Genomic DNA, 24,048 nt, shown 5'->3' with positions numbered 1-24,048 from the left:
CTAAAAGAACGTGTTATAAAGAAGTAAAGAGATATTGAGAAGCGCTTCAAGTTTTATGGGAGTTTTGAAGAGACAAAAAACATGACAGAGGCTCTACCAGATGAAAAAGAGGCAGATTATTATTTTGTTATTGCGAACCCTCAAAGTACTGCCGAAATCATACAACGGATCATAGCAATTGGTGCTTCTAACTAATCAGTTACTAAAACGAGGAGAGATAATATGAAGGAGATCCAAGCAGTTTTCATAGATCGAGATGGTACAATTGGTGGCACAGGTCATTTTATCCATCCTAATGACTTTCAATTATTCGATGGCGTTGCTGAAGCTATAGAAAAGCTTCGACAGGCAGGCATAAAAATTTTTGCATTTACGAACCAGCATAGAATTTCCAGAAATCAAGCAACGAAAGAGGAGTTTGCGCAACAGTTTAAAGATTTCGGCTTCGATGATTGGTTTATTTGTCCTCATAGTGACAATGATGCATGTCTTTGTAAGAAGCCCAAGCCAGGCATGTTACTTGAAGCTGCCCAAAGGTATAGCCTTGATTTGAGTAAATGTGTAGTTATAGGAGATGTTGGCAGCACAGATATGCTAGCGGCACACGCTGTAGGAGCTATGAAGATATTAGTCAAGACTGGGTGGGGCAATGATTCTTTATTGAAGTATAGGGATAAATGGGCAGAGACTACTCCTGATTATGTCGCAGATGATTTTACTAAAGCAGTCCGTTGGATAATGGAAAGCGATTAATAGATTTTTGAATTGTTGCTAATTAATAGCATGAAAAAATTGAGAATGGAGTATTCTCTGATTCATTTTAAAGATAACGGAACTCTATTGAGACAATCGAATAAAACGTATGATGAATATGTCGAATATGGTAACATATGTTAAAATGGAGTGACTAACAGCTTCAAGGAGGCAGAGAAAATGGAATCTAAACAAGAAGCACCCGAAGAGAAAAGAGAACGATTAAGACAAGAAGAATTGAAACATAATCCTTTTGGAACGTTCAGTGACGGAATAAACAGAGCTCAATCTGGAAGCTTAGTCGATTTAGTTGGAGGCTTGGGATGGAAAGGAACGGGTATTCTACTTTTAGTTGTAATTATAGGGTATTTCGTTTATAAACTATTATTTTAATAGGGTTCTATGAATCGTTAAGGTTCGAGTGAAAAACCCGGGAGTACAAAATAATGAGAAAAGCATGCGTAGCCTTTTTAGTGGCAGCTACACTATTGTATTTGGTAGGCTGTAGTAACTCTTTTGTTTTTCCTGACGAGGATCAATTTGAACTCCTTGTCGAAGTAAATAAGAAAGAATTTACCGTTGGGGAAGAGTTGGAAGTTGAAGGGGTCTTTATTAATCATTCCGAGCATAGTTACAAGCTAAGCTCATCAGCCACATTTAGTCAAACCGGTCTAATTCATATGAATTTATATGAGCAGGGAGAAGAGGAACTCTTTCTAGTGGGTGCTATCAAAAAAGTAACACTTAGAGGAAACGATAAACGAGTTGAGCCACAGAAATATAAACTAGAAAAGCCAGGGATGTATAAATTAGTAGCTTCATCGTTTTTTGATATAACTAATCCAGATACAAGTGAATCTAAAGAATATCTTGTCAAAGCGGAAACTGTTTATATCGAAGTGAGCCCTGGCAACTAATTTACCGCTGATTATACTGGGAAAGATTACAAAAGGAATTGAACGTATTAAGCGCCAAACATTAATAACTGATGTTAACAATAAGGAGATAATATGGCAGAACTAATTAGTTGTCGTGTGTGTGGTAAGCCCGTTTCTTCAAGTGCAAATATTTGTCCTCATTGTGGAGATAGATCTCCAGAACCTTATATAGATACATTAAAGTATGGATTTTTAGGATTTATCACGGTTCTAATCGTTGTACTCCTGTTTGCTGGAGTCATTATTTTTATATTTTGATAAAGAGGTGAGAGTTTGGAAGTCGTTAAGCACTATAAGCTCATCATTCTTGTAATGTTACCGCTGTTTGTAGGCTGGCTATTTAATTCCACAATTGTGTATTTACCAATCTCTAGCATTATAATGTGGATTTTAAATATTGGCTTTATCGTCTATTGGTTTTGGGTGGGCAAGCAATTTGGGCAATTAAAACTTAATCGATTATTTAGCTTTTTGATAGGTAATATTATATGGATCATTTCATTTATGCTATTTATTTGGCAATTTATAGTGGTGGATGATTCAAAACGCAATTTCTTTTTAGCTGGAATTTCACAGTACTATATTTTATTTACCATAATGTTTCCGACTAAGCTTGTTGCGCTATTTACAGACGTCTTACATTCCACTCAGATCATTGTCACTTCATATATTTTTATGCTAATAATCTTTTTGATTGGGTTTATATATGGAGCGGCTAGAGTACGTATAACGAAGCAAGTCAATAGCTCAATTGACTAACAGGAATTAGACTGGATGGAGATGGACTTGAAAAAGATTAGTTTAATGAACCAGTATATGGTAAGTTGTGTTAAAATTAAATAGACAATATTTAAAGCATGTTCAAAAAAATTGGTGGTTGCGATCAACATCCAAAAGAACATGTTTTTTATTTTATTATGATTTCCTAGAATTGAGCTAAGGAGAATTTAAATGAAAAGGACCTTAATCTTTCTTATATTATTAGCGGTTGTTGTAATAGCTATAGTTTTTTACTTCCCTAAGGATGTGACCATTAACGCTCAAGGAATTAAATATCGTCTAGGTAATGATGCGTTGGAGCAGCCTATACACGTAACGATTAAAGGTAAAGTTCATAGGAGTTTATTAGGAGATCGAACGTTTAAAGGCATTGTTGAGCTTGAGGGTGAAGAGCTGCCAGTACCTCAAAATCAGCGACAGCTTGAACTTAAATTTTATAAGGAATTTGGAGCTGTTATAATCTATGCCTATAACGATAGAGGTGCAGCAAAACATCATTCAGTTGGAACAATCTATTTCGATAAACATTTTAATAACGCTACTATTGCTCTATTAGAACCAAAGGAAAATACAGGATCTAGTTGGAGTGCAGCAGATGGTCTAATGATTACCGTACCTGCTACTAATAGACAAGAAGCTGCAAATAAGTCTAATGAGATAATGGGTAAATACATAAATGGGTATATCTTGGAATGAAGCTATTGTACAGGAGGGTACTTCATAATGAATAAATTAATCGGAGCAGCATCAATCATTTTAAATCATGAGGAAAAAATATTACTTGTAAGGCATAGTTATGGTAGGTGTAATTGGGATCTGCCAGGAGGAAAGTCTGAAGATAAGGAATCGGCTGAAGAAACAGCTAAACGAGAGGTACACGAGGAGATCGGATTGAACGTAATGATTGAAAGACTAGCTGGTGTCTATTATGATCCAGAATACGATATGCATCACTTTGTTTTTATTGCGAAACATGAAGAGAATGCGAAGCCGACCCCGAGTTCACCAGAAATTTTAGAATGCGGCTATTTCTCCATAGATGATTTACCAAAACCAATGAAGAATTTCACTTATAACAGAATTATTCAATCACTTACTAGCACAGAAGCAGTATTTCAGACTATAGGACCAATACAGTGGCTAGAGTAGTGTTAACCTTGAGATTAACTACTATCAATATAAATGTTACGAATACATGGAGGTATTAAATGAGTTCACGATTAAGAAGTGCTAATCAAGTGAGACTTGTTTCTGATCTGCAAAAATCAATTTACTATTATACGAATAGTTTAGGATTTACTGTTGATAGTTGGGGACATGCGGTTAGAGATCAGGTGGGATTCTTGCTACAACAAGCATCTAATCCTGAAGATATTAATCCCAATAAAAGGTCGGTTTATAATAGTGCAAATTGGGCAGGTCCGCCTACTGGTTGGGATACCTATTGTTATACCGATTATGATGGCGTTTTAGAGATATATGAGGAATATAAAGCGAAGAATGCAATTATTGCTTATGATCCCGTGCCTGAGAATATGGGTGATCAAGATTGGCTTGAATTTGGTGTAAAGGATCTAGATGGATATGTCATCGTTTTTGGTGGAGGGAAACCGAAAGCAAAAGGTTAATAACAAATTTTCTCTAGGTGTATGAGGCGTCTAACACGTTATTCACGGAGGTAGGATGAAAGCAGTAATATCTTTATTTATTACGTTAACGATCAGTTTTGTTCTATTTATGTTTGGATATTTTATGACGACAACACCTGGCCAGACTTCCGGAAACGGTAATCCTGCTATATTACTGTTCGTACCTCTATTTATTTTATTTATAGTATTAATCTTTCAATGGTTCAAACTGTTAAAACCAAAAAAAGTAAATACAAGGACGGCTATTATACTGGCTTTTGCTGTTATCTGTCATCAAGCAATTGGGCTATATTATCAAGTGGTTAGTTTTCAGAAATATCGCATTATTTTATCAGAAGTGTATGAAGAGCAGTTTGGAGAAATTGACTGGCATTATATAGATTCAATTACTTCAGGGCTATCTATTCATATTAACAATCAATACTTTAATGTAAACACATTTTTCTTATTTGTAAGCTTATCTTTTTTGATAGGGTTGTTAGGTCAAATCGTTTTGAACGTAAGAGGTAAATGAATCCTAAACCAGAGGAGGGGATCAAATGGTTCAGCAAAATAAAGATAAGAACGATATTCAACAATTATATCATTCTCAAAAAACTGCTTTATATTGCTTGCTTGGTCTCTTATATTCTGCGTTTATAGGAGCACAGCTTGGCAGAGTACAAGCCATAACAGATTTCAATTTTACGCTTCACGAATTAATGTATTTGCCGTTTAATATAGCAATATACTTTGGTCCCATTGTACTTCTTATTTATCTTATTCTTGTCATCAAGTACTTAAGAAAAAGAGGTAAACAAAAGCTTAATGCAAAAACAATATTTAAATCGACATTAATAGTAATATCCATTATTGCTATCGTTGCGATTACCTTATATCAATTTCATGAAATATCGACGGTTGGAATATTTGAGGTCAAGGGAAAAGTAAAAGAGAATAATCATCATTATCTGCTACTTGATGATAAGAAGATTCGGGTTACAAATAACGAGTTTCATTTAGTTGAAGTAGATAAACGGTATGTAATAAGCTTTGTTTGGAATTCTCGTACTCCTGGAACAGGCAGACTTAAAGAAATTAAGCCATTTGAATGAATTGAATTTAGAATATAAAATGACATCGAACCATCTTCGTACCCTGGACAGAAGGGGGATTAATATGGAAAAAATTGAATTAGATCCACGAAAACATATGGTTAAGTTCTTAATAGTTTTAATTGTTTGTTTTCTCGCTGTTACTGTGGTCACGTTTCAAGAAGTACTCTTTAGTTTTCAGGTCAAAAGATTCCAACTGTATTTGATAATTAATATAATCCTGATTGTAACGTATATCGTTTTAATTAGTGCAGTATTATTCGACTTAATTTCCAAAAAAGAAAAAATAGTAATAGGTAAAATACTAAAAAATAATGGACTACTGCTAACCGTTGTCACCGACAAACGTGTAGTGAAAAAATATAGAATGTTCAATAAAGCAGTTCAAGACATGCTGCAACCAGATCAAGAAATTGAATTAACCTTAACCCAATTAACGAATTATCCAATTTCCATTAATGTAAGAGACAAGAAGGAAGGTATTGAAAATCCAATCGGTAAATGTAAGGAGACGACGAAATGATTTATATAGAAACCTCGAGATTAATATTGCGTGACTGGAAAGACTCTGATTTGGAACCATTCTGTCAACTGAATGCAGATGAACAGGTTATGAAGTATTTTCCTAAAACTCTCTCAGAAAAAGAGACCAATGAGCTTTATGAAGTGATTGTTTCAGGATTTCTTGATTGCGGATTCGGTTTGTATGCCGTTGAATCGAAGGAAAATAATGAATTCATAGGATTTATTGGCTTCCATAAGGCTACCTTTGATGCTGACTTTACACCTTGTATTGAAATTGGATGGCGATTAAAAAAGGAAGCATGGGGACGTGGTTATGCAACTGAAGGGGCGAAAGCTTGTTTAACGTATGGATTTGATACTTTAGGATTTAAGGAAATTTATAGTTTTACAGCGGATATCAATGTACCTTCAAAAAATGTAATGAATAAAATCGGTATGAGTTTTATTAAAATGTTTGACCATCCCAAAGTAGAACGAAGCAGTGAATTAAGCAAGCATGTGTTATTTCATATTGAGAAAAAATGAGGTTTCCATATACCAGCAGCCTGATAAGGATGGAGCACACCTCTAGGACGTTTAGGCACAGCCCTAAACGAAATGGGCGAGATGTCGGTAAACTTCATTAAGAAAGGATATAACAATGGGTAAACAGGACCTGGGAATAATCTCAATTGTCTTTGTCAGTATTAGTATTTTAGTATTTCCTCTACTTTATATAGCAAATTTGCTGAATCACGACACCGTAATGACGACAGTGATGACCATTGGAAACACGATTGTTTATCTATTTAGTATCTCTATTTTGATTACTTCACAGATTTTTTATTATTTACGAAAAAATAGACATGCAGTGATCTATAACGTGCAAAAAGTTCTGAATCGAATAAGAGTTGTCATCTTAATTTGTGGATTATTGTTATTTCCTTATTTTTTCGAAAGCACACCTTATATATTCGGTTGGCTTCTCCTCATTCTTTCAATGTCTGATCTCATTTATGGGCATAGCCTTCTCATTAATGGGGATCGAGTAGAATATGCTAACGACAAAAGTTTGAAGTCTCATATTATCCTAAATTACAGTAACGTAGGAAAATCCGCAATAGAACTGCATCTGGAGAATGGAACGAAAAAGATTATCTCCTTTAGCAAAAATGAAATGGAAATAATGGATGTGTTGAAAAATAAGTTGGATGATTATGATGCAATTTAATGAAGCCTCATAGGAAGAAGTTGGTCTACATTAGGAAATACGCTTTTTTAATTTACCTGATAGGTGCACTTTTTTTAATTAGCTGTCAATCAGACAATGGAAATGCAGTAGCTGTCGAAAAGGAAACGATTGAAAGCTTTAGCACAAGAGAATTAGAAATGAACAACGATGGCTTATACGAGCCAGTTGGATATACAAAAGTAAATTCTATTACTTATATTAAAGAAAATAAACATATTATCATCACTCACGTTAGAGCAGTCGAGGACTATTATGATCTGAATGATAACTATAATAAAACAGTAGTGGTAGATAGCTTCTATGAGAAATTGAAAATTAATCATTATGTGACTAGCTATGATAAAAAATATGAAGTTGCTGGTCCACTAACCATACATACACCCGATCATGATGATCTATTTTCAAGTGTTGATTTAACTAGCAACGAGTCAGAGGACATTAAAAATCATATTTTAAAGATTCTAGCGGCAGAAGGAGGTTAACATGAAATCTTGTGCTGCGTGCGACAAAAGAATGGATTACACTCAAATATTAAAATCATTTTCGTGGTATTATAAGCCGGTTACTTGCATGCGGTGTGGGAAGCATTATGTTTTAACAAACGTATCTAGATGTCTCCTATCAATTATGATTGTACTTCCAATGGTCTTTCTCATACAAGTTGAATGGGAGTTTCTAATCGAAATACTAATCCATCTTATAGGAGCATTAATTGTTATTTTTACAGCTCCGTTTTTTGTTGCATTTAAGGAAAAAGAATGAAGCTTGTCAGCGCAGATAGGTAGGTGGGTGAAAGCATGATATCAAGAACATCTCGAGTCACTTTTTTCACGATTTTATTATTTTTATTGGCGTTTTGCTCTGGCTGCAACAACGAAGCTAAACGTGATGCGAATATTGCATATATTTCAATTAATGAGAATTCTCAATATAAGAAAACCTTTAAAGAATTAAATTTAGGGATTTTATATGATTTTAATTTGAGACTAACAGAGGCGGATACAAGCTGGGTGACACTTTGGGTTGAAGGTTATAAGCATGGAGAACCAACAGAACCGTTTCGGTTGATAGAACTGTCATATGGTTCATCTCTACAAAAAGTAACCGAAGGACCTCTGGGATTCGGAATTATTAAATCTCGAGCAGAAGAAGATCCCTTATTTTTTCTATACTCATCTGGAGCATCCATTCCTCCAAGAACAATGAACAATATTTTTGACACTGAAACTGCAAGAGCAATTGCTTGGGACTTCGCAATCGGGGATAAAGAATTAGGCTTGCAGTCAGGAGAAATAAAAGTACTAGGGGTAACCAGAGAAGTGGATAAAATAATTAAAACGTATGATTACCAGGATACTGATCAAATCAATCAGATCATAGAAGAAGATTTAACCGTATTGTTGCTTAAGATTAAAGTTGAGAGACAGTAGCGAGAGAATAAATGTTTAAAGGCTAAACCAAGAGAGGTTTCAATGAAAAAAGTATTAATCATTTTGTTATGTAGCGTGTTTTTAATTTTCGGACTTTACGTATGGTTTACTGGGATACATGCTATCCCTGGCAAGGTGAAGATCATACAATCTCATGAAACGATTTATGGAAAAGCGGTTTTATTTGAAGATAAAGACAATCACACTTTTGGTGTCGCAAGATTAGAACGATATTTAGCATTTTTTTATCGTTTTGGAGGAAGTTCATACGGTCATGATGTAAAGAAAGGCATGCCATTCGAAGCAACTGGATATGGAACCAGTGATCCCCCAACAGACAGTTTCGTAATAGGAGTTAAAGTAGCTGCAGACTCTAATATTAAATATATTGCGATTGGTAATGACATGGAAGATGTAGGCTATGATGAAAGTTATGAGCTGAGTATGGCAGAGGTTCAAGAAAACCCGGAAATATATCAATGGAAATCAGTTGTGGGGCATTACGCAATGTTTGTCGTTGATGAGTATACACAGGAGACATGGACAATTAGAGGCTTTGATGAAAGCGGTAACTTGATTGCCGATAAAAGATTTGCAGGACAACCGCGATATCTTAACTAGAGATGTGATGTTGCACAGCTATTGGTTACTACACAGATATGGACAAGGTATTTGATTTTAGTGATGAAATCCATGATTACAAATTAATAGTTGAATACACAGGTAGCTCAAACGAATTGACAGCCGCTCGAAGATCGGACAAGATTTTCAGAGCAGCAAGATACAAATACAAATGTGGAGAGTGATTTATGTATAGTTCATATGGAGAGCTTTGCACCGAAGTGTACGATCTTAGTAAACCACTAGGCTATTCTTATGGGGACGTCGAATATTATATTGAACGATTATCTGATATTCGAGGCAATGTGCTTGAAATAGGTTGTGGATCAGGGAGAGTCTTGATTCCATTGCTTCAAGCGGGAATCTCAATTGATGGATTAGACCACTCAGACGCTATGTTGGACTCATGTAGAAAGAGATGCAAGCAGCTTGACCTGTCTCCAGTACTTATAAAAGCTGAAATGCACGACTTTGCTCTAAAGTGTCAATATGATGCGGTTATCATTCCAGCAGGATCCTTTCAATTAATTGAGGGTAGAGAGCTTGCAAATTTAACACTAGAACGCATTTACTCCAGTTTATTGCCAGGTGGCAGGTTGATTATGGATTTGTTTATTCCCACTGATTTAACGCTCAGTCTTCCGATTACGAAGACATGGACTACCGCTAACGATGAGGTAATTGTGTTAGAAGATAAACGAATTGAACTTAATGTGCTTGAACAAAAAATCGTATCCTTACTAAAGTATGAGAAATGGCATAACGGAAATTTAATAAATTCCGAACTACAACGCTTACCGTTAAGCTGGTATGGCTGTTACGAATTCGAGATGTTGCTCGAAAAAAACGGATTTCAAGAAACGACCGTATCAGCTGATTATCATTATTTGAATAAACCTACCGTGGCTGGACAGATGATCACATTTGAAGCGATTAAAGCTAAATAAATACGGAGGCAGGAGAAATTATGAAAACTAGAAAAGTACTACACTTCGATGCATTTTCATCAACAGCGAATAAAGGTAATCCTGCTGGAGTTGTGTGGGAAGCCGATGATTTGAGCGAAGATGAGATGCAGGCCATTGCCAAATTAGTCGGGTTTAATGAGACTGTTTTTATATTACGTTCAGATCAAGCAGATTACCAATTAAAGTACTTCACACCGGGACATGAAATAAATTTATGCGGACATGCCACAGTAGCTGCTATGTATAGTTTGAAAACGATGGGGCTAATTGATGATGACTGTAATAGCGTCACAATTGAAACAAAAGTAGGGATATTGCCTATCAAATTTGATACTAGAAACGAAGAGCTCTTCGTGACAATGAAGCAAGATCAACCTCAGTTTAGTCCCTTTTCAGGCTCTGTACAAAAATTGGCGGCTAGTCTCGGTATAAGCGTACAAGACATTGATGATACGATGCCAATCGTGTACGGGAGCACGGGTACATGGACTTTGTTAGTACCTCTAAAGGACCTATCGTGTTTTCTCAGCATGAAGCCTGATAACCGCATGTTCCCAGAGATTTTAACAGAGAAACCAAGAACCTCCATACATCCATTTACGTTCAAGACAATTGATGCAGCAGCAATGATGCATGCAAGGCATTTTTCATCCCCCTATTCAGGAACGATTGAGGACGCTGTGACAGGAACTGCATCAGGGGTTATGGGCGCCTATTACTTAACCTATCTCAACAAACATCTAGAGAGTGTTGAATTTATAGTAGAACAAGGCCAGGAGATCGAGAAGGACGGACGAGTTTATGTTCATGTAAATCGAACTGGAAATGGAATGGATGTTTATATCTCTGGAACGGGTGCGTACGTTCAAGAGATAGATATTAGATTTAATTAAAGGAAAAATTGCAAAGAAATGCTACTAACACAGACACTCACCTAAGATAAGTTAAAGTTATCTAAGACGGGTGTCTGTACTATTGTAGAGGCATAAAAAACATTAAAGGTGATGAGAAGATGGAAGAACGTATTATTCAAACAGCAAAAGAAGTTGCGATTAAAGCAATATTGAAAGCGGGACAGCTTGCTAAGGAACACTTTGACAATGTAACTGATATAGAAGAGAAGGATAACTTTGGTGATGTGGTAACCGAGGTTGATCATAAAGCAGAAAAGATTATATTGGATGAAATTATGGCTGTATTCCCAGATCATCACATACATAGTGAAGAAAGCGGAGATAATGGCGTAGTCAGTGAATGGCTTTGGATGATTGATCCTCTAGACGGAACCAATAATTTTGCCATTGGACTACCTGTATTTTCATTATCGATTACGCTGATGTATAGATCAGAGCCCGTACTAGGAGTGATCTATGAGCCATTAGTAGATAGACTATATACAACGCTCAAAGGAGAAGGAGCATTCTGCAATGGGAGAAGGCTTCAGGTCAAGAAAAAGGAAGAGATAAGGAAAGGAACGATAGGCTGGGTTCAAGGTCATATCGTCCAAAATGATAAGTCTGCTGTAGGACTAAGAATGCATGTAGATACATCCTTTAAACGAATGATGCGTTTATGGGCACCAACCTTACAGTGGTGCATGCTGGCTAAAGGAGATATTGATGGAATTGTATTGTATAACTCGGAGGGAGACGACTTGTATTCTGGTGTTCTAATGGTAAAGGAAGCAGGGGGAATCGTCGTGGACTTTGATGGAAATGTATTTGAAGGGATGAGTGACGAGCCGTATTTAATAGCTTGTCATCCGGAATATAAGGATCACTTTTTAAAGGTCGTGAAGGAAGGTCTTGGTGTATTGAAGTAGAACCTGCTTCGCAGGTGTCGTGTTATAAATGTTAGGAGGAAGATTCAGATGATGAGGCGTTCTGCATTACGGATCTTCATGGTTGTTATTTTATTAACAGTATCTACTGGTTGTAGCATTAATATTGCAGACGATTATCCAAGCGAGGATAGCTTTGAACTAAAATTGATTTTGTCGCAAGAGGATATTAAGGCCGAGCAAGAGTTTGAAGTCAGGGCCACTTTTGAGAATAAATCTTCCTCAAATTTTGAAGTGTTACGAAGCAGAAATCTGATCTTAATTCAAAGCTATAATACCGAAGCCAACAAAATAACAATAGATGGAGTTGAGGGTGAAGTATCTCTTGTGTTGGATGGAATCGATATGCCAGGTACACCGGATACTATTAAAGGATTGGCGATCTATGAGGAAAGTAAAAAATTAAAGCTGGAACGTGGAATATATAAAATTATCGCCGCAGCACCTTTGCAAATAAAGGTAAAGGGTGAATACAAAGATTATAGAATCTACGCAGAACCAATCATGATCGAGGTCAAGTAGTTAGTATGAAAAAATACGAGCCCTTTGGAAGGAGTGAGCATATGCAAGTAGATACTGTCTTACTTGATCTTGATAATACGCTCTTAAATCGAAGAGCAGCATTTTTAGTATTTGCTGAGCGTTTCATCGACAAGTTCATTCAACTATCAAATGAAACAGAGAGGAAATCCATCATAAACTACTTGGTTGAAGCGGATAGAGATGGTTATAGAAAGAAAAAGGAATTATACGAAGAAATACGTTCTTCACTCCGCTTTAAAGAACCAATGCCAACAATTGAGCAGTTACTCGAGTACTGGTTCTCTGAATTTCATCAGTGCTCCGTGTTAATGGATGGAGCGATAGAGGTTTTAGATTACTTAAAAGCTAAAGGCATTAAGCTCGGCCTAATTACAAATGGTGCTATTCGTTCGCAACGTTCCAAAATAGATCAGGTTAACATACGGAGCTATTTCGATACGATTGTTATATCAGATGAGGTTGGTATCAAAAAGCCTGATAAGCTTATTTTCGAAATCACATTGGAGAAATTGAAATCGAATCCCCAAAACACCATTTTTGTGGGAGATCAGCCGATCAATGATATTGCAGGTGCAGAAGCTGCTGGTATTAGAGGAGTATGGTTAAGCGGGTTTTCAGAGTGGATCATTCCTGATCGAGAGCCAACCTACACCATACAAAACCTGCAACAGCTTATCCAATTAGTTGAAGAACTTGCTTCATAATATTAAAAATAATACGCAGTCAATTGCTCCCATAAGGAGAATCAAAATACGATGAGAAACTTAAATCATTTGCAGGTGAAAGCATCGACTCGATTCGATGAAAATGATCCTACGCAAGAAGGCAACAAAAACACAAAATTTACAGATCTATTGATTGATGGAAACTCACTCTACCAAATGCTAAAGAAATACGACAAAATCCCATCGTTAGGCTGGGGAAGTGAAGCCTATCAAAAACGAATGATTGACTACTTTCTACTAAACACAATGCACACTTACATGTACTACAGATACCCTATACTCGTATGCCCTTGGTGCGGAGATGAAGAGTGCGGTTTTATTTCCGTGAACATTGTACGAGAAGATGATGTTGTGATCTGGCAGGATTTCAAGCTGGAATCGGAAGGCCGTCCGATTAACATTGGACCTTTTTATTTTAAGTGGGAAGATTACGAAAAGGTGATACAGAGCACATATGGAGTAGCTAGTGTTCAATGAGAAATTACTAGATTATTTGCCGAAAATATAACTCATGAAATCGAGGAAATGTACAGATGATGCGAATGCTCTACCATCTAATATTAGCTGGCTACACGCTTTTAGTCGCTTACTGGATGTTGTTTGCTTTTGGAAGGCGTGTAGGAACGGATTACATGTACAATCTAGTTCCGTTCCAAACGATAAAGCTTTATCTAGACATTGATAAATTCAATACGAGTACATGGATTATTAATTTACTTGGAAATGTTGGGGTTTTCATGCCATTTGGTGTGCTGATACCGATTGTGTTTAGGTGCCGTTATGGTAGATCGCTCGGAATATTTACATTAGGGATCGTGATTCTAGAGCTAGTGCAGCTCCTTACCAAAAGGGGAAGCTTAGATACTGATGATTATCTGTTAAATGCACTTGGATTTACGATTGGATATGGGGGTTATAAGCTGGTATCAGCTTTTTACGAGAAAATAATGAAGAAACAGTGATCTGACATAGTCGGAGGGTGTAAATCCATGACAATCGAGCGCAATCAATCAGAGTTTAAGCTTACTAATATTTTTTCATGGAGGAGCTTTTCTTTATCGATGGGGATGGTTGTTAATTTATTGGTTTTAATCGGCATAAATGTGTTTATTGATACTAAAGTCAAATATATGCTCGGTGTAATCCTAGTCATTACTTCTTTAATTTTATTTGTTTTTAAGATAAAAGAAATGATGAGAACCTCTACTATTATAGTGAGCGACCATCACATAATTTATGAGGAACAAGAGATAATGCCAGATGATATAGACGAAATTGTTTTCACGAATTGGGTAGTAGATATTAAGAGAAAAAAAGGAATGCTTTCTCATATTAGACTAACGCTCAAGGAAATCAATGAGCTTGAACAATTCAAGCGAAACATAATGGAGTACAGCAGACATCATGGCATAAAGGTTAGAATGTAATCGATGTACAAGGATGTTGCAATTTTAGAGAAAAGTATATAGGCGTACAGCGCGAAAGGATTAAATCTATGAATATACTTACAGACATTGCTTGGAAGGAACAAAGTCAAGAAGTAGAAGCACTGCTAGAATACAGTGAATTACTTAACGTAACCTCACTAGAATCAGGGCTGGAAGCAGAAGTAAGGAAAATTTCTATTAATGAGAATAGTTATGTGCTGAAAACATGGAATAAGTCCTCTAAGCCGAATGTCGAGAGCCAATATAAGCTGCTGAAGGTACTGTATCAACAAGGCATAGCTGTGTCACAGCCTTTGGGCTGGGGAACCGATAAGGAAGCCAATTATGTACTATTAACCAGCTTTGATGGAGTACCAGTGAATAAAGTGAAAAAGAATACCTTTATTCATTTTGCAAAACTTTTGTCCACTATTCACGATTTTCCACATGAAAATTACTCAGAGCTGAAGCTTCATAAATATGATTTTATAGCTTACTTTTATCCCGACATCGAAAAACATCCAGATATACATATGGTTTTGACCAATCTCGTAGGGAAGTGTGATCTACAGCAAAACAAACTAATTCATGGTGATTTTTATTTAGGAAATGTGTTAGAGTCGCAAGGAAAGTATACCGTAATTGATTGGACCAATGGTCAATTGGGTGACCCTAGGTATGATATTGCATGGTTCATGGTGTTAATCAGGATATACGTTGGGCAGAGATATAGTGATTATTACAGGTCCTTATATCTCGAACAGAATCCATATACCTATGAAGAATTAGAATTGTTTGAAGCAATAGCCTGTCTTAGATGGATATTGCTTAATAGACAAATCGATCTGCCTATAGGAAAAGAAACCATAAGCAGAGTAAAAAGTCTTGTAGAAAACAATCAGTACTTGGATGTAACACTAATCTGAGCTTACGGAGAATAAAACTACTGAACTATTAGAGGGGAATACAATGGGATATATTATGGACTTAAGAAAAGTTGTTGGTTCAAGACCTTTAATTATGGCAGGATCATGTGTACTCGTTTTCAATCAAGACAGAGAACTGCTGCTTCAACGTAGAACGGATACGAATGACTGGGGAACGATAGGCGGCTCGTTAGAACTAGGAGAATCACTAGAAGAGGCGGCTGCACGAGAGCTTTATGAAGAAGCGGGCCTGATTGCAAAATCATTTAAATTTATTACAGTTTTGTCAGGTAAGGATATGTATTTTCGATACCCGCACGGTGATGAGGTATACAATGTTATGGCTGTTTTTGAAGCCAAGGAGATCGAGGGAATTCCGAAAGTGAACGATGATGAAAGTTATGAATTAAAATACTTTTCTTTGGATGAGCCGGTCGAAGATCTCAATTCATTTACGGAATATTATTTGAGAAGAGCGGGATATATTACGAAGTGGTAAAGTGGGATTTGCATAGCATTTAGTGTCGAGGTGACCTTATGAAGCTGAAATTTATTTTGTATATGTGCGTGACGACCGTTTTAACGATTGCTTTAATAGGAAATCTGCATAAGATGATAAGCAACTCAAATGTTGAACTGAAAAATGTACTCTACGGTGTAATCCTTTTCATTTGTATTGCTGTTTATGTTCGAATGCTGGTGAACCTAATTAAAGAATCGATTAGGTTGCGTAAGGAGAAATCTTATTAGTATCCATTTAATTTGAAAAGAGATGAATGTTAGTGAATATAAGAAAATACTCCTCTCGTGATTTTGAGCAATGCATTCATTTATTTATTGAGGTTTTTAATAACGAGCCATGGAATGACAACTGGTCTCGAGTAAAAGCCGAATCCTATTTACATGATTATATTCATACGCCAGGCTTCAAAGGGGTAATTGCAGAGGAGCATGAAGTTATACACGGCTTTATTTTTGGGGTTAGCAAGCGTTGGTGGAGTGCTGACGAATTTTTTATTAATGAAATGTGTGTTAAGTCAAGTCAGCAGCGATCTGGAATAGGAACGAGCATGTTGAATTATCTTGCCGAGGAGCTAAAAAGCGAAGGCATAGAAACTATGACGCTATTAACGAATCGCGATATTCCTGCGGAACAGTTTTACAAGAAAAATGGTTTTGAAGAAATTGAGAGGATTATATTTCTCTCCAAGAAATATTAATACCGCCTAAAATAAGGAGTGAATTCAGATTAAGGTTAAAGCCTTATATGCTTTGCTTATCCTTTTGTTGGCGAGAATAAATTAGGAAGAGATGAACTAGAGTCATCTTATGTAGAACTCACGTGGACAGATCATCACGGCAATGAGCTGTTGGATATCTTAGTGCCTGTTATTTCATTTATAGCTGGATTTGTTGATGGGTTACGTTCTTCTCCCATATAAACAGATTAGGCGTATAGGAGTGACCTATGCGCCTAAATTCAAAACAGTAGCTAGTCCATCATTAGCCAAATGCGGTTAGAATAACTGCTATGGTATTAAATACGGCGTGTATAATGATAGCTGGGATGATTGATCCCGTTCGTTCGTGGCTTGTATCCACTTTCTGAGGAAGTGTTGACATTTGTGGAAGAATGTATGGACACTATGCAGAAATAGCTTGAAAATCTGCTGCTACTATTTATAGCCTCTTCATTTTTTGGTTATGTTACTACTGAATTGGCTAATACAGATATGAGACGTCTACGTTATTTAATCGTATAAATATTACATTCGCTATATTTTATATACGGTTAAGATTTGAGTCAAAAATTAATAAAGGTTATGAAGCTCACATACATAGAAGCCCGCCTAAATAGAGCTATCCTAGGCGGGCTTCTGCCATTTATCGATATATTAATTACACAGGAGGTCACTATGAATTCGTCATTATACTCCATTCGAGGGACACGGCTTTATGTTGAACAATATAACGAAAAAGCTGAAGAAGTTTTGCTGTATTTGCATGGTGGACCTGGGGCAAGTTGTATTGACTTCTGTTTTTATCAGGCAAAGGAACTATCTCGTGCATTACGTGTAATTGCAATAGATCAAAGAGGAGTATTACGATCTGACCCTATTCATGAGAATGAGCAATTTGGGATTGATGATATTATTCAAGATCTTGAAGAGCTAAGAATTGAGTTAGGGATAAGCAAATGGAACCTGCTAGGTCATTCATTTGGAGGGATTTTAGCGGTGAAATATGCTGTTAAATACCCAAATGCTATTAAAAAGATTATATTTGAAACGCCTTGTTTTGATACGCAAAGCTCGACGAGATCTATTATATCTAAAGCAAGACAGCATTTCATGGAACATGTTCATTCCGATGGGACTAGAGAATGTGATAAGTATCTTAATGGGGATTTTAATCCGAATGAGATGTGGAATGCAATGGGAAGGATTTTTCAACTTTTGGGTGAAGATAAGGATCTTTTATATTTTAAAGGACTGACTCCAGACGAATATAATAAAATCTTTCAAAGCCAAGAACATACAGAAGACTTGTGGAGCCAAAATGAAATCCATCATTCCAAGCTGCAAGAAGAAGGAAAACTATTCGAGAATTTAATTCCTGTTCTATCCTTATTGTCTTGTCCTACATTGCTTATGGCAGGTGCTTTTGATCCTGTGTGCTGCACTGTGCAACAACATGCTTATTTACAACAGGTTGAAGATAGTAGAATCATCGTGTTCGAGAAAAGTGCTCATTTTCCAAGATTAGAAGAACCAGAAAAATATACGAAGGAAGTATTATCGTTTATTTTAGATTAAAAAAGGAGGCCACAAGATGAGTCAGAAAACCATTATATACATAACAAGACATGGGCAGACAGAGTGGAATGTCTTGCATAAAATGCAAGGGCATCAGGATTCTCCTTTGACCTCTCTTGGCATCATTCAAGCAGAATGGCTCAGAGATGCGATGTCGGGGGAAAAGATAGACGTAATTTATTCTAGTTCAAGTCCAAGAGCGGTGAAGACAGCAGAAATCATTAAAGCGAATCGGGGGCTAGCTATTATTGAAGCAGAAAATTTGAGAGAAATGAATTTAGGTGAATGGGAAGGTCAGATTCAAGCAGAACTTAAGACACGTTACCCTGAACAGTTTCATAACTTTTGGAATGACCCAGAACATTTCTCAGTGCCTGGGAGTGAAACATACCAAGAAGTTTTAACAAGGTCAACGCACATATTACATGACATTCTTGCTAAACATGAGGGAAAAACTATTATGATTGTAACCCATACGGTAGTCGTTAAACTACTGATGAGCTATTTCGAAGGACGTCCACTTAAAGAGATATGGAATCCCCCATATATATATCCAACATGCCTATGCAAGATTGAATATGAAGATCAACGTCCGGCCATTGTTTTGCATGGAGATATCTCACACTATAAAGAGAAGCCTATCGAAAGCTAGACACATTAGTGCCAGTCGTTACAGTAAGGAGAATTATAATGAGGATCGGTCTAGTCAGACACTTTAAAGTAGTCGATGATACGAAAGGGCTTTGATGACCTCCCAACAATTTGACCGTTGGGTTGAACATTATGAACAGTGTGACATTGCAATCCACGATAATATTAAGCGCGCAAAGAGGGATTGCTGTTATTCAAGTGACCAACAACGCGCAGTGAAGACAGCCGTACACTTTTATGACGGTGAGATTGTCAAGACGGCTTTGCTGAGGGAAGTTAATATCAGGTCAATTACAACAACGAGATTGAAGCTGCATCGTTCTGTTTGGCTTGTAGTAGGGAGAATAGGATGGTTGCTTAATCACCCTACGCAAGAGGAAAAAAAGATGACCTTGCTCCGTGCAAAGGAAATCATAGATGAAATCGAGTCAACACCATACAGTAACGTATTGGTGACCAGTCATGGAGCCTTTATGACGGTACTTAGAAGAGAACTGAGAAGAAGAGGATATAAAGGGAAGTATTTTTTCAAACCAAACAATGGAGAACTTTACCTATTTGAAAAGTAAGGATGAGATAATACGTTTGTAGAATTGAGTCAGGAGGTAGAAGGGTATGCTCTGGTTTATATTTATGACGTTAATATTAATTACGCTTCTTGATATTAGTGTTACGCTCCGCAAGCAGCTGCAGCAATCTAAAGATACAGAAACTGCAATATATCGGCTAATTGAATTAACTAAAGAAGATATGAACAATAAATGGTAGAGTAGCGCAAGAAATAGATCGCATGCACCTCTTCAAAAGGAAGTGATGATCATATATACGTACGTATATTTTGTTAGACATGCAGAATCACCTTATATTGCTGGTATGGAACGAGCAAGAGGCTTATCAGAAAAAGGGAAATGTGATGCAGTCAAGGTGAAGGATATCCTCCTGCAAGAAGATATTTACCTAACGAGACTGTGGAAGGATTCATAATTAGAGTAAATGAGACATGATTATAATAGTGTGTAAACTAGCAAGCCTCATCGTTTCAGTATTTGATCATTATTATTAGAGCAAAGGAGGCAGTAAATTGGCCGATCATAATCGTATTCGACTATTCGATCGACAAGCACAATCCTATGAAAAGCGCAGAAAAAACTTACAGCTGGCAAGTGAACGAAGAAGATTATTGCGCCACGCAACGGGCAAGGTGCTGGAAGTTTCAGTTGGGGCAGGGAACAACTTTCCGTTCTATCCCTCGGATGTTCATGTGACGGCAGTCGATTTCAGCTCTAAAATGATTGAAAAGGCGGCAGAGGCCGCTGAGGAATACAGTTTAAGTTGTGAGCTAGTGATTTCTGATGTAGAGAGCTTGGATTTTTCAGAGAATAGCTTTGATACAGTCGTATCTACGCTGTCATTATGCGCGTATGAGAATCCAAATCAGGTATTAAGCAATCTACAGTTATGGGTAAAACCAGGTGGGAAAATACTTTTGTTAGAGCACGGAATTAGTTCGAATCCCATCTATGCATGGTTTCAGCATCGCTTGGATCGCTTATCCGTAAAATTCGTAGGCTGTCATCAAGACAGAGATATATTGAAAATGGTGCAGGAAGCCGGGATTATTATAGAGCATATGGAACGAATGATGTTACATTCAGTCGTTCTTATTCAAGGAACGGTTCGAAAATAAATACAACGCTGTTACGAGTGTCATGACATAGCACATCATTAATTAATATAAATTTATTGATAAACGATAAATAGTGTGTTAAATTCAATATGACATTAATGATGTGAGGTGCGCGATTTGAAAAGGGGATCAACACTTTTCTTGAAAACCGTTGTGATTCTGATGGGGATACCAGTACTTGCTTTATGTGTAATTTGGTTACCGATGATAACACGGGGAATTGTTGAGAATTATCCGAAGTGGGAGTACGTACAGTATCCCGTATATGTAGTGATGTATGCATCGGCAGTAGCATTTTACATTGCTTTGTATCAAACATGGCGGTTGCTTACCTATATTGATACAAACAAGGCGTTCTCAGAGTTGTCTGTTAAGGCATTAAAAAGTATTAAGCAGTGTGCGCTAACCATAAGCGGTTTATATGTGCTTAACTTACCGCTGCTATATATTTTGGCAGAAATTGATGATGCACCAGGTCTTATTTTACTGGGGTTAATCGTTATTTTTGCATCTGTCGTTATTGCAGTGTTCGCAGCTGTTCTCCAAAGACTCCTGCAAGAAGCCATTCATATTAAATCAGAAAATGATTTAACGGTCTGAGGTGAATAACATGGCGATTATTATTAATATAGATGTAATGCTGGCAAAACGAAAAATGAGCGTAACGGAACTATCAGAGCGAGTCGGAATAACGATGGCTAATCTGTCTATCTTGAAAAATGGAAAAGCGAAGGCGATTAGAGTGTCAACATTAGACGCAATATGTAAAGCGTTAGACTGTCAGCCAGGAGATATTCTAGAATATAGAGCAGATGAAGAAGCGGAACAATAATTATACAACCTTGCCCCATCAATGATAAGATGTATAATATTGGTACGAACTTAAATGAAACATGACCCAGCCCAAGAAGAGAGATCGAAGGCCGGGTCATGTTGTATTTCATTACGAAGTGATATCGGATATGGGGTGAGTTCTTGATGGATTTATCTGTATTAAAGACGAAAAGCGAAGTTCAAATTGCCTATTTGGATTCAAAGGATTACCAAGCGAAGAATTGCAAAGATACAAGGAAACCTTTCCCAATTTATTGTCGTCTATAGAATTGAAAGATAGTCGACATGATATTAGAAACACGGCTGGCATGGAGATTCAGCAAGCCATAAAGCAGTTTTTAAAGGAAGGGAACATCTGATGAAAAAATCGAAGCAGGTAAGAGTATGGTTAACCTGGTTGTTCGGTGTAATTTGTTTCGCTTCAATGATGTTGTCTTATTATATATTATCGACGAATAAAGAAAATACTGCGTTAAGTGGACTAATGAGTTTAGCCCTCATGACATTCTTATTAACCGTGGGGAATGTAGTCGTACTGATAACGAAAAAGGCCTCGAGATAATGTAAATAAGCTAAGAAGGGTGGATGAACCGATGAGATATGTTGTGGTGTTACTCATAGGTGTGCTTTTAATAAGTGGTTGTTCAGACCAAACACCAAGTAGCAATTTAGCTCAAACACCAAGTAATTATTCAGATCAAACACCCTCTCAGACCAATAACACCAAAACTATTAAAGTGAAATATCTACAAAAGCTCGATACGGAATTTACTTCACAGGATGAAGAGATAGTTGCAACGTTTGAAGACATCGTCAATCAGGCTGAAAAAAGACCTGGTATTCTTAATTATGTGGCTGAGTATAAGCTTGAATTTATCAATGCAGAGCAAAAAATTGGAACCTATCATTTATCATTAGGCACAGATCGAACGATGCTTGGCTTACTGGTTAATACATCGAATACTCATCAGGGATACGAGATATCAATCGAGCATGCTAATCGACTTAGAGAACTTCTTTTAGAACGTTAACAACGAAAGGTGTTGAGATATTTGGAGTGTTTAGGTTGTAGAATTGCTCATCAGATTGAGCCTGATGTACACGTGGTCTATGAAAATCAATACCTTTCTGTAGTGCTCGACATCGCCCCATTTAATGAAGGACATATCCTCATCCTTCCTAAAAACCACTATCATGATCTTGAAGAAATTGATGAAATCACGCTTACAGAAATAATGAAAGCTTCTGTGGGACTCTCTCGGAAATTAAAGAAGGTATTCAATCCAGACGGTATCACGATTTGTCAGAATGGCGGGATTTATAATGATTTAGGACATTATCATATGCACCTCATCCCTCGTTATAAACATGATGGATTCAGCTGGTCTGAGCCGATCATTGACCATAAAGCTGGATCAAGATTGAAAGAAACGCAACAAAAACTTGTGAAAGAAGAGGAAATGGAATGAATCTCGCCAACAAAATCACGCTGATAAGAATTTGTCTTATCCCCTTCTTCATAGTAGCGTACCTACAATATCCAGTTTGGCTGGTGGAACAATACCCATTTTTAAGTAAGGTTAACGAGTACGGGGTGTATTGGGCAGTTGCAATCTTTATTATTGCTTCCGCTACTGACAAGTTAGACGGCTATATTGCTAGAAAATTCAATTTGGTGACCAACTTTGGAAAACTATTAGACCCGTTGGCAGATAAGCTCCTAGTAAGTGTCGCCTTGATTATGATGGTGGAGCAACATGCTATTCCAAGCTGGATTGCGGTGACGATTATTGGAAGAGAGATTTTTGTTTCAGCTATTCGAATATTAGCCGCATCTAAAGGAGTCGCGTTGGCTGCTGACAAGCATGGTAAATTAAAGCTGGTTCTGCAAGTGAGTGGTATAGCTGCTGTATTGATGGGGAATTATCCATTTGCTTTTGTTACAGATTTCCCGGTTGACTATACAATTATGCTTTTAGCAGTATTGTTAACCGTCTACTCTGGCTTTAGCTATATGAAAAATAACTACAAGCAGCTGCAATTAAAAATTTGAACAGACTTGTTTCACAAAAATAAACTGGCCTGATTTCAATAAAAAATTGCTGCTTCACGCTATAGAGGAATATTGGGCAAGGAAATTGGACTAAATTCAGTCTTGTAGGAGGTAACAATGAAAAAAGTACTCCTAGTTATGCTGTCTATTGTGATCGTTGTGTTAGGTATGCTGCTTAATTTTAAAGAGTTTCACATGGGAACTGCGGTAAACAGTAAAAATGTCGTTGTAACGGTATGTTATGCAGCGAGCTGGATTTATCTGATTTATGCAGCAGGAAGGCAAAGAAGCAACGTAGTACTGTTTAGCTTTTTGGTCATCTGGTGGTTAACCTTGTTTTCTTCGATTACTAGCGTATATGCCAACGCAACTGAAGCTGCAGTTTATTGGGCTCTTCCATTCATTATCCTCTTTATCGGGCAGTGGTATGGCTTATTACTGCTTTCAGATCAATTTCTGCATGTATCCTTAATTATTGCAATTATTTCCCTAGGGTTTACGATAACAATTCTACAGCTGTTAAAATCGATTAAGCATATACAACATTAACAGGTGGT

The 24,048-nt window shown here is 36.9% G+C and carries 38 protein-coding genes; all 38 read left to right on the top strand.

The annotated features are described in order from the left end of the window. Nucleotides 1-222: 222 nt before the first annotated feature. The 38 genes from ACFP56_RS10565 (at nt 223) to ACFP56_RS10380 (ending at nt 24,040) form a co-directional block, all read left to right on the top strand. A complete protein-coding gene (locus ACFP56_RS10565) occupies nt 223-753 on the top strand; it encodes an HAD-IIIA family hydrolase (RefSeq protein WP_379234138.1) in 531 nt (176 codons plus the stop codon). Nucleotides 754-933: 180 nt separating this feature from the next. Then, a complete protein-coding gene (locus ACFP56_RS10560; RefSeq protein ID WP_379234136.1) occupies nt 934-1,146 on the top strand; it encodes a DUF6366 family protein in 213 nt (70 codons plus the stop codon). A 53-nt stretch (nt 1,147-1,199) separates the two neighbouring features. Continuing rightward, nucleotides 1,200-1,670, top strand: coding sequence for a hypothetical protein (locus tag ACFP56_RS10555; RefSeq protein ID WP_379234134.1), 471 nt, complete (start codon nt 1,200-1,202; stop codon nt 1,668-1,670). A 93-nt stretch (nt 1,671-1,763) separates the two neighbouring features. Beyond that, entirely contained in the window at nt 1,764-1,949 is a 186-nt protein-coding gene (locus ACFP56_RS10550) for a zinc ribbon domain-containing protein (protein WP_379234132.1), read from the top strand. Nucleotides 1,950-1,964: 15 nt separating this feature from the next. After that, complete coding sequence (locus ACFP56_RS10545) at nt 1,965-2,450, top strand: hypothetical protein (RefSeq protein WP_379234130.1); 486 nt, start codon at nt 1,965-1,967, stop codon at nt 2,448-2,450. A gap of 192 nt (nt 2,451-2,642) precedes the next feature. Next, a complete protein-coding gene (locus ACFP56_RS10540; RefSeq protein ID WP_379234128.1) occupies nt 2,643-3,167 on the top strand; it encodes a hypothetical protein in 525 nt (174 codons plus the stop codon). Nucleotides 3,168-3,194: 27 nt separating this feature from the next. Beyond that, nucleotides 3,195-3,620 carry an NUDIX domain-containing protein gene (locus ACFP56_RS10535; RefSeq protein ID WP_379234126.1) on the top strand — a complete coding sequence of 142 codons (426 nt, stop codon included), beginning with the start codon at nt 3,195-3,197 and terminating at the stop codon, nt 3,618-3,620. Nucleotides 3,621-3,679: 59 nt separating this feature from the next. Beyond that, on the top strand, nt 3,680-4,099 hold the full coding sequence (locus ACFP56_RS10530; protein ID WP_379234124.1) for a VOC family protein: 420 nt from the start codon (nt 3,680-3,682) through the stop codon (nt 4,097-4,099). A gap of 55 nt (nt 4,100-4,154) precedes the next feature. Further along, nucleotides 4,155-4,634, top strand: coding sequence for a hypothetical protein (locus ACFP56_RS10525; protein ID WP_379234122.1), 480 nt, complete (start codon nt 4,155-4,157; stop codon nt 4,632-4,634). A 25-nt stretch (nt 4,635-4,659) separates the two neighbouring features. Next, nucleotides 4,660-5,214 carry a hypothetical protein gene (locus tag ACFP56_RS10520; RefSeq protein ID WP_379234120.1) on the top strand — a complete coding sequence of 185 codons (555 nt, stop codon included), beginning with the start codon at nt 4,660-4,662 and terminating at the stop codon, nt 5,212-5,214. Between the two features lie 64 nt (nt 5,215-5,278). After that, the gene (locus tag ACFP56_RS10515) at nt 5,279-5,737 is read left to right on the top strand and encodes a hypothetical protein (RefSeq protein ID WP_379234118.1); all 459 of its coding nucleotides are present in this window, start codon (nt 5,279-5,281) and stop codon (nt 5,735-5,737) included. Next, the gene (locus ACFP56_RS10510) at nt 5,734-6,264 is read left to right on the top strand and encodes a GNAT family N-acetyltransferase (RefSeq protein ID WP_379234116.1); all 531 of its coding nucleotides are present in this window, start codon (nt 5,734-5,736) and stop codon (nt 6,262-6,264) included. Before ACFP56_RS10515 ends, ACFP56_RS10510 begins: the two co-directional genes overlap by 4 nt. Nucleotides 6,265-6,948: 684 nt before the next feature. Further along, nucleotides 6,949-7,452, top strand: a complete 504-nt coding sequence (locus ACFP56_RS10505) for a hypothetical protein (protein WP_379234114.1) — start codon at nt 6,949-6,951, stop codon at nt 7,450-7,452. A 1-nt stretch (nt 7,453) separates the two neighbouring features. After that, a complete protein-coding gene (locus ACFP56_RS10500) occupies nt 7,454-7,732 on the top strand; it encodes a TIGR04104 family putative zinc finger protein (protein WP_379234112.1) in 279 nt (92 codons plus the stop codon). A gap of 35 nt (nt 7,733-7,767) precedes the next feature. Beyond that, a complete protein-coding gene (locus ACFP56_RS10495) occupies nt 7,768-8,400 on the top strand; it encodes a hypothetical protein (RefSeq protein WP_379234110.1) in 633 nt (210 codons plus the stop codon). A 42-nt stretch (nt 8,401-8,442) separates the two neighbouring features. Next, the gene (locus ACFP56_RS10490) at nt 8,443-9,021 is read left to right on the top strand and encodes a hypothetical protein (protein ID WP_379234108.1); all 579 of its coding nucleotides are present in this window, start codon (nt 8,443-8,445) and stop codon (nt 9,019-9,021) included. A 188-nt stretch (nt 9,022-9,209) separates the two neighbouring features. Then, a complete protein-coding gene (locus ACFP56_RS10485; RefSeq protein WP_379234106.1) occupies nt 9,210-9,968 on the top strand; it encodes a class I SAM-dependent methyltransferase in 759 nt (252 codons plus the stop codon). A 20-nt stretch (nt 9,969-9,988) separates the two neighbouring features. Beyond that, nucleotides 9,989-10,882, top strand: a complete 894-nt coding sequence (locus ACFP56_RS10480) for a PhzF family phenazine biosynthesis isomerase (protein ID WP_379234104.1) — start codon at nt 9,989-9,991, stop codon at nt 10,880-10,882. A gap of 119 nt (nt 10,883-11,001) precedes the next feature. Continuing rightward, a complete protein-coding gene (locus ACFP56_RS10475; RefSeq protein WP_379234102.1) occupies nt 11,002-11,811 on the top strand; it encodes an inositol monophosphatase family protein in 810 nt (269 codons plus the stop codon). Nucleotides 11,812-11,859: 48 nt separating this feature from the next. After that, nucleotides 11,860-12,351 (top strand): hypothetical protein, encoded by a 492-nt coding sequence (locus ACFP56_RS10470; RefSeq protein ID WP_379234100.1) that lies wholly within the window; start codon nt 11,860-11,862, stop codon nt 12,349-12,351. 41 nt (nt 12,352-12,392) lie between these two features. Continuing rightward, complete coding sequence (locus ACFP56_RS10465; RefSeq protein WP_379234098.1) at nt 12,393-13,076, top strand: HAD family hydrolase; 684 nt, start codon at nt 12,393-12,395, stop codon at nt 13,074-13,076. A gap of 51 nt (nt 13,077-13,127) precedes the next feature. Beyond that, complete coding sequence (locus ACFP56_RS10460) at nt 13,128-13,574, top strand: oxidoreductase (RefSeq protein WP_379234096.1); 447 nt, start codon at nt 13,128-13,130, stop codon at nt 13,572-13,574. Between the two features lie 56 nt (nt 13,575-13,630). Continuing rightward, nucleotides 13,631-14,059, top strand: coding sequence for a VanZ family protein (locus ACFP56_RS10455; protein ID WP_379234094.1), 429 nt, complete (start codon nt 13,631-13,633; stop codon nt 14,057-14,059). A 27-nt stretch (nt 14,060-14,086) separates the two neighbouring features. After that, nucleotides 14,087-14,524 (top strand): hypothetical protein, encoded by a 438-nt coding sequence (locus tag ACFP56_RS10450; protein ID WP_379234092.1) that lies wholly within the window; start codon nt 14,087-14,089, stop codon nt 14,522-14,524. Nucleotides 14,525-14,592: 68 nt separating this feature from the next. After that, nucleotides 14,593-15,450, top strand: coding sequence for an aminoglycoside phosphotransferase family protein (locus ACFP56_RS10445; RefSeq protein ID WP_379234090.1), 858 nt, complete (start codon nt 14,593-14,595; stop codon nt 15,448-15,450). A gap of 43 nt (nt 15,451-15,493) precedes the next feature. Continuing rightward, nucleotides 15,494-15,949, top strand: coding sequence for an NUDIX hydrolase (locus ACFP56_RS10440; RefSeq protein ID WP_379234088.1), 456 nt, complete (start codon nt 15,494-15,496; stop codon nt 15,947-15,949). 283 nt (nt 15,950-16,232) lie between these two features. Continuing rightward, complete coding sequence (locus ACFP56_RS10435) at nt 16,233-16,670, top strand: GNAT family N-acetyltransferase (RefSeq protein WP_379234086.1); 438 nt, start codon at nt 16,233-16,235, stop codon at nt 16,668-16,670. A gap of 696 nt (nt 16,671-17,366) precedes the next feature. Then, entirely contained in the window at nt 17,367-18,266 is a 900-nt protein-coding gene (locus tag ACFP56_RS10430) for an alpha/beta fold hydrolase (protein ID WP_379234084.1), read from the top strand. Between the two features lie 16 nt (nt 18,267-18,282). Further along, on the top strand, nt 18,283-18,918 hold the full coding sequence (locus tag ACFP56_RS10425; RefSeq protein ID WP_379234082.1) for a histidine phosphatase family protein: 636 nt from the start codon (nt 18,283-18,285) through the stop codon (nt 18,916-18,918). A 94-nt stretch (nt 18,919-19,012) separates the two neighbouring features. After that, entirely contained in the window at nt 19,013-19,486 is a 474-nt protein-coding gene (locus ACFP56_RS10420) for a histidine phosphatase family protein (protein ID WP_379234080.1), read from the top strand. A gap of 46 nt (nt 19,487-19,532) precedes the next feature. Continuing rightward, a complete protein-coding gene (locus tag ACFP56_RS10415) occupies nt 19,533-19,685 on the top strand; it encodes a hypothetical protein (RefSeq protein WP_379234078.1) in 153 nt (50 codons plus the stop codon). Between the two features lie 313 nt (nt 19,686-19,998). After that, nucleotides 19,999-20,604, top strand: a complete 606-nt coding sequence (locus ACFP56_RS10410) for a class I SAM-dependent methyltransferase (RefSeq protein ID WP_379234076.1) — start codon at nt 19,999-20,001, stop codon at nt 20,602-20,604. A gap of 117 nt (nt 20,605-20,721) precedes the next feature. Next, nucleotides 20,722-21,204, top strand: a complete 483-nt coding sequence (locus tag ACFP56_RS10405) for a DUF2975 domain-containing protein (protein WP_379234074.1) — start codon at nt 20,722-20,724, stop codon at nt 21,202-21,204. Nucleotides 21,205-21,214: 10 nt separating this feature from the next. Then, on the top strand, nt 21,215-21,436 hold the full coding sequence (locus ACFP56_RS10400) for a helix-turn-helix domain-containing protein (protein WP_379234072.1): 222 nt from the start codon (nt 21,215-21,217) through the stop codon (nt 21,434-21,436). Between the two features lie 595 nt (nt 21,437-22,031). Then, nucleotides 22,032-22,469 carry a hypothetical protein gene (locus tag ACFP56_RS10395; protein WP_379234070.1) on the top strand — a complete coding sequence of 146 codons (438 nt, stop codon included), beginning with the start codon at nt 22,032-22,034 and terminating at the stop codon, nt 22,467-22,469. A gap of 21 nt (nt 22,470-22,490) precedes the next feature. Then, nucleotides 22,491-22,907, top strand: coding sequence for an HIT family protein (locus tag ACFP56_RS10390; RefSeq protein WP_379234068.1), 417 nt, complete (start codon nt 22,491-22,493; stop codon nt 22,905-22,907). Further along, nucleotides 22,904-23,491 carry a CDP-diacylglycerol--glycerol-3-phosphate 3-phosphatidyltransferase gene (gene pgsA, locus ACFP56_RS10385; RefSeq protein WP_379234066.1) on the top strand — a complete coding sequence of 196 codons (588 nt, stop codon included), beginning with the start codon at nt 22,904-22,906 and terminating at the stop codon, nt 23,489-23,491. Before ACFP56_RS10390 ends, pgsA begins: the two co-directional genes overlap by 4 nt. Nucleotides 23,492-23,608: 117 nt before the next feature. Continuing rightward, nucleotides 23,609-24,040 (top strand): hypothetical protein, encoded by a 432-nt coding sequence (locus ACFP56_RS10380; protein WP_379234064.1) that lies wholly within the window; start codon nt 23,609-23,611, stop codon nt 24,038-24,040. Nucleotides 24,041-24,048: the final 8 nt, after the last annotated feature.

The sequence above is a fragment of the Paenibacillus septentrionalis genome, from assembly GCF_042659865.1.
Taxonomy (GTDB): Bacteria; Bacillota; Bacilli; order Paenibacillales; family Paenibacillaceae; genus Pristimantibacillus; species Pristimantibacillus septentrionalis.
The sequence above is the reverse complement of the archived record's forward strand: the minus strand, read 5'-3'. Positions and strand labels throughout refer to the sequence as shown.